Source organism: Micromonospora deserti, from assembly GCF_003236335.1.
In the GTDB taxonomy this organism is placed as follows: domain Bacteria; phylum Actinomycetota; class Actinomycetes; order Mycobacteriales; family Micromonosporaceae; genus Micromonospora; species Micromonospora deserti.
In genome coordinates this window covers 1-5,493 of sequence record NZ_POUB01000347.1, presented here as the reverse complement: position 1 = coordinate 5,493, position 5,493 = coordinate 1, and the positions used below count along the sequence as shown (strand labels likewise).

The window sequence follows — 5,493 nt, the reverse complement described above, 5'->3', positions numbered from 1 at the left end:
GTTCTGGTGCGGGCCGCGGGTCGGCCGGACCGGCGGCGGTGGGGGGCGAGGTCACGGTGCGGCCGGCCGGCTCGGTGACGTGCTCGCGGCGGGTGCGGCGCAGCGCCCGGACGGCCAGCGCCAGGGCGACCACCCAGCCGGCGGCGAGCAGCGCGTAGACCGCCGGGCGGGCCGGGGCGCCGAGGTCGGTGGCGCGCATCAGGGTACGGGCGTTGGTCAGCACGATCACCCCGCCGATGGCCGCTCCGAGCAGCTGGGCCGGCACGATCCGGACCAGCCAGGCGGCCACCGGCGCGGCGACCAGGCCGCCGACGAGCAGCGCCGCCACCGTGGGCAGCAGGAAGCCCTCGGAGCCGAGGCCGATGAGGAAGCCGACGCTCGCCGCGCCGGCGACCACGAACTCGGCGGTGTCCACCGAACCGATCACCTTGCGCGGCTCCATCCGGCCGCTGACCAGCAGCGCCGGCGTGGCGACCGGGCCCCAGCCCCCACCGCCGGTGGCGTCGACGAAGCCGGCGGCCAGCCCGAGCGGGCCGAGGAAGCGCCCGCGCAGCCGGCCGGCGGCCGGGTTGCGGCGCAGCGGACGGGAGAAGCGGATCAGCAGGTAGGCGCCGAGGGTGAACAGGATGCCGGCCATCCAGGGGGCGGCCGCGGCGGTGGAGATCGAGCTGAGGACGGTGGCGCCGGCGAAGGCGCCGACCGCGCCGGGGACGGCGATCCGGGCGACCACCCGCCAGTCGACGTTGCCGAACCGCCAGTGGGCAACCCCGGCGGCCAGAGTGGTGCCGACCTCCGCCAGGTGCACCGAGGCCGACGCGGCAGCCGGGGCGACCCCGGCGAGCAGCAGCAGGGTGGACGAGGTCAGCCCGTACGCCATCCCGAGCGCGCCGTCGACCAGCTGCGCGAAGAGCCCGACCAGCGCGAGGACCAGCAGCTTGCGCACGTGCTCCCCCAGACTTCATCTCCTATAGACTTGGTAGACAATGCGCCACGCGGCGGCGCGGGTCAAGGGTCTGACCGGTCAGTGAGACGACAGCGCCGGCCCGGTCGGGAGCAGCCGGGCGGGCCGGAATGGACGGATCGCGCGGGTCAGGTCCAGGCGCGGGGATCGGCGACCAGTTCGGTGATCCGGGCGGGCATGGTGCCGGCGGCGACGTCGGCCACGGTGACCAGCTCCAGGATCTCGCGTTCGCTGGCCCGCAGCGCGATCCACACGTCCTGCAGGGCCCGGGCAGCGCCGTGGTAGCCGAGCTGCTCCGGCCGCTGGCCGCGAACGTGCGCCAGCGGACCGTCGATCACCCGGATCACCTCGGCGAGGGATATCTCCCCCGCCGGCCGGGCCAACCAGTAGCCGCCCTCCGGGCCGCGCTGGGCGTGCACGATGCCGCCCCGGCGCAGCTGCAACAGGATGCTCTCCAGGAACTTCGGCGGGATGTCCTGGGCGCGGGCGACCTGGTCGGCGGTCACCGGTCGGCCTCGTCCGGCCGCGGCGCCGCCGGTGACCGCGGCAAGCTCGGCGACCGCTCGCAGGGCGTAGTCGACCCGGGCGGAGAGACGCATGTCGGCAAGGTTAGCCGGCTGGCCACCCCGCCCGGACGATCACCCCTCGTCCGATCGGCCAACGGTGATGTGCGGGGGAGCCGGCCGGTCAGGCGCCGACGCGGCGCAGCAGGCCCTCCTGCACGGCGCTGGCGATGTGCCGGCCGTCGGTGGTGAACATCCGTCCGGTGGCCAGGCCCCGGGCGCCCGAGGCCGACGGGCTCCAGCAGTCGTAGAGGAACCACTCGTCGGCGCGGAACGGCCGGTGGAACCACAGCGCGTGGTCCAGGCTCGCGCCCACCACGCCGCCCGGGCCCCACACCTCGCCGTGCACCGAGAGGACCGAGTCCAGCAGGGTCAGGTCGGAGGCGTACGCCAGGGCGCAGGCGTGCAGCAGCGGATCGTCGGGCAGCTTGCCGTCGATGCGCATCCAGACCCGCTGGTGCGGGTCGGCGGGGCGGTCGCCGGGGCGTACCCAGCCGGGCTCGCCGACGTAGCGCACGTCGATGGGGCGCGGGATCTGGCCCCAGATACCGAGCCGCTCCGGGTAGCGGGAGAGCCGGTCGGTCATGGTCGGCACCTCGTCCGGGCCCGGCACGTCCGGCGGGGTGGGCGCGTGGTGGTCCAGCCCCTCCTCGCGGCGCTGGAACGACGCCGACATGAAGAAGATCGGCTTGTCGTGCTGGAGGGCCACGGACCGGCGCACGGAGAAGGAGCGCCCGTCGCGGATGTTCTCCACCTGGTACTCGATCGGCTCGGTCGGGTCACCGGCGCGCACGAAGTAGCCGTGCAGCGAGTGCACGAAGCGCTCCGGGTCGACGGTGCGCCCGGCAGCCACCAGGGCCTGACCGGCGACCTGCCCGCCGTACACCCGCTGCGGGCCGACCGGTGGGCTGATGCCCCGGAAGCTCATCTCGCCGGTCGGGGCGAGGTCGAGCACCTCCAGCAGCTGGTCGACGGCGGCCTGGCCCACCGCGACCTCCCCTGCGGTCACCGCAGCGCCCGCGCGGACGCGGCGTCGACCAGCGACCCCAGCTGGTGTACGCGCAGCGTGTTGGTCGACCCCGGGGTGCCGGGCGGGCTGCCGGCGACGATCACCACGTAGTCGCCCGGGTTGGCCCGGTTGAGCCCGAGCAACGCCTCGTCGACTTGGCGGAACATGTCGTCGGTGTGCTCGACGAACGGCATCAGGAAGGTCTCCACGCCCCAGGAGAGCGCGAGCTGGTTGCGCACCTCGGGCACCGGGGTGAAGGCCAGCAGCGGCAGGTCGCAGTGCAGCCGGCTCAACCGCCGGACGGTGTCGCCGGTCTGCGAGAAGGCGACCAGCGCCTTGGCGCCGATGGCCCGGGCGATCGAGGAGGCGGCGACGGTGAGCGCCCCGCCGTGGGTACGCGGGTCGTGCTGCAGGCGGGGCACGCCGATCGAGCCGGACTCGGTGGTGGTGACGATCTTCGCCATGGTGCTGACCGTCAGCACCGGATACTTGCCGACGCTGGTCTCGCCCGAGAGCATCACCGCGTCCGCGCCGTCGAGCACCGCGTTGGCCACGTCGGATGCCTCGGCGCGGGTCGGCCGGGAATTCTCGATCATGGAGTCGAGCATCTGGGTGGCCACGATGACCGGCTTGGCGTTCTCCCGGCACAGCTGCACGGCGCGCTTCTGCACCAGCGGGACCTGGTCCAGCGGCAGCTCGACACCGAGGTCACCGCGGGCGACCATGACGCCGTCGAAGGCCAGCACGATGGCCTCCAGGTGGTCGACCGCCTCGGGCTTCTCGACCTTGGCGAGCACCGGCCGGTGCACCCCGGCCTCGGCCATGATGGCGTGCACCAGCTTGATGTCGTCGGCGGAGCGGACGAAGGAGAGTGCGATCAGGTCGACGCCGAGACCGAGGGCGAAGCGCAGGTCCTCCGCGTCCTTCTCTGACAGCGCCGGCACGCTGACCGCGACGTTGGGCAGCGACACGCCCTTGTTGTTGGAGACCGGGCCACCCTCGGTGACCAGGCAGCGGATGTCGTTGCCGGTGACGTCGGTGACCTCGACCGCGACCCGGCCGTCGTCGATCAGCAGCCGGTCACCGGGCTTGACCTCCTGCGGCAGCTTCCGGTAGGTGCAGGAGATTCGGTCCCTGGTGCCGAGGATGTCGTCGCTGGTGATCACCACGGAGTCGCCGGTGCGCCACTCGTGCGGGCCGTCCGCGAACCGGCCGAGCCGAATCTTGGGCCCCTGCAGGTCGGCGAGGACCGCCACCGGCCGACCGGCCGCGTCGGCGGCCTCCCTGACGAGGCGGTAGACCGCCTCGTGGTCGGCGTGGCTGCCGTGGCTGAAGTTGAGTCTCGCCACGTTCATGCCGGCCTCGACCAACCCCCGGATGCGCTCCGGGGACGAGGTGGCAGGACCAAGAGTGCAGACGATCTTCACGCGGCGTGTCACGCCCATCAGGCTAGTCTCTCCCCCGGGTCGGGCTGCGGGCCGACCCCTTGCGGACTGCGGAACAATTGTCCAACGACACGCTGCGCACGCGCAGCCGGCGGGCGGAACCCGCCGGGGACGTTGAGACGCGGGCATCGGCGACCGCGCGCGGAATCGTACGCCCTCGGCGCGACCACGGCCGCTCCCGGTTGGCAGCGGCGCCCGGCCGCCGGTTCAGCTCTCCGTCTTGGCCAGGGGGAATTCCAGCGAACCGGCCGGGCAGAGGAAGGTCATCACGTCCACCCGGTAGAGCCCGGCCTGCACCGCCGGGTCGGCCTCCATCACGCTGCGCACGTCGTCGACGGATCCGGTACGGGCCAGGCCGAAGCCGATCGGCGGCTCCGGTTCCCGGGCCGGCCCGTCCACCGAACCGGCGACCAGGATGATCCCCCGCCGTTGCAGGGCCCGCATGTGCTCGATGTGCTCGGCCTGCAGCCGCTGGACCGTCTCCGCCGGCAGCGCCCGGCCGGCCGCGCCGGGATACAGCACGATGCACTCGTACGTGTCGAGCGCGAAGTCGACCTGCGGCACTCCCGTCATCGGGCGCTCCCTCCCGGCGTCCCGCCGGCGGGCCCGACCGTGGTCGGGGTCACCGGCACGGGCACAGCGTCCCACGAGCGGTGGCCGGTACGGGCGGCTCCGGTCAACTCCATCCCCGCCCCCGACCGGTTCCCGCCGGGCTGCGGTGTTTCGCCGGTGGCGGACGGCCGGGTGCCCGGCGGCGACGCGCCGGCCGGGGCCGCCCGAGCCGGTGCGGGGGGCGGCGCCGCCCCCCGCACCGGTCACAGGGCGAAGCAGTTGGGGCGTACCGGCGCGTCGGCCAGCGCGCCGCGGATCACGCTGTACGTGGTGCCGTCGAACGCCAGGCCGAGGTGCCCGACCACCCGCACCGGGCACCACGCCTGGATCAGCACGTTGGTCGCCCCGTCGGCCAGCGCCGCGTTGCCCACCGGCCGGACCAGTTCATCCTGAATCGTGCGGATGGTGGTGTACCGCACCGGGCCCGGGGTGTCGTCGCCGTCGTTGAGGTCGGCGAGGAACGCCGAGCCGATCGCCATCTGCTGGCAGGAGACGATGCCGGCGCAGTTGCCCAGGCCGAGGAAGGCCAGGATGTTGGCCACATAGGTGCCGTACTGCGGGGAGCCGAGGCTGATGTAGCGGCCCACGGCGCGGGCGCCGTTCAGCCGCTTCAGGTAGTGCCGCGCAACCAGGCCGCCCTGCGAGTGGGCGACCACGTCCACGGTGGCCGCGCCGGTGCTGGCCCGCACCTGGTCGACGTAGCCGGCGAAGGCGCGGGCGGAGGCGGCGATATCGCCGAAGCCGAGGCCCGGCAGTTCGTAGATGAAGGCCCGGTAGCCGTCGCCGCGCAGCCGGGCGGCGAGGGGCTCGTAGACGGCGGCGAAGCCGCTCAGGCCGCCGACGATGATGACGGGAGCGCCGCCGGCGGTGGTGCTGGTGGTGGTGGTCGACGCGGCCGGGGCG

Annotated in this window: 6 protein-coding genes; all 6 read right to left on the bottom strand. The window is 74.0% G+C overall.

The window, feature by feature from the left end; all coding sequences use genetic code 11:
- The coding region (locus C1I99_RS28880; protein ID WP_111137359.1) for a sulfite exporter TauE/SafE family protein at positions 1-943 on the bottom strand (943 nt) is incomplete at its 3' end.
- A 146-nt stretch (positions 944-1,089) separates the two neighbouring features.
- Positions 1,090-1,560 carry an RrF2 family transcriptional regulator gene (locus C1I99_RS28875; protein ID WP_111137358.1) on the bottom strand — a complete coding sequence of 157 codons (471 nt, stop codon included), beginning with the start codon at positions 1,558-1,560 and terminating at the stop codon, positions 1,090-1,092.
- A gap of 88 nt (positions 1,561-1,648) precedes the next feature.
- The gene (locus tag C1I99_RS28870; protein ID WP_111137357.1) at positions 1,649-2,533 is read right to left on the bottom strand and encodes an acyl-CoA thioesterase; all 885 of its coding nucleotides are present in this window, start codon (positions 2,531-2,533) and stop codon (positions 1,649-1,651) included.
- Positions 2,530-3,978, bottom strand: a complete 1,449-nt coding sequence (gene pyk / locus C1I99_RS28865) for a pyruvate kinase (protein WP_111137356.1) — start codon at positions 3,976-3,978, stop codon at positions 2,530-2,532. The genes C1I99_RS28870 and pyk overlap by 4 nt, the downstream gene beginning before the upstream one ends.
- 207 nt (positions 3,979-4,185) lie before the next feature.
- Positions 4,186-4,551: a YciI family protein gene (locus tag C1I99_RS28860; RefSeq protein WP_111137355.1), complete on the bottom strand. Its 366-nt coding sequence runs from the start codon at positions 4,549-4,551 to the stop codon at positions 4,186-4,188.
- Positions 4,552-4,793: 242 nt separating this feature from the next.
- The coding region (locus tag C1I99_RS28855) for an esterase/lipase family protein (RefSeq protein ID WP_111137354.1) at positions 4,794-5,493 on the bottom strand (700 nt) is incomplete at its 5' end.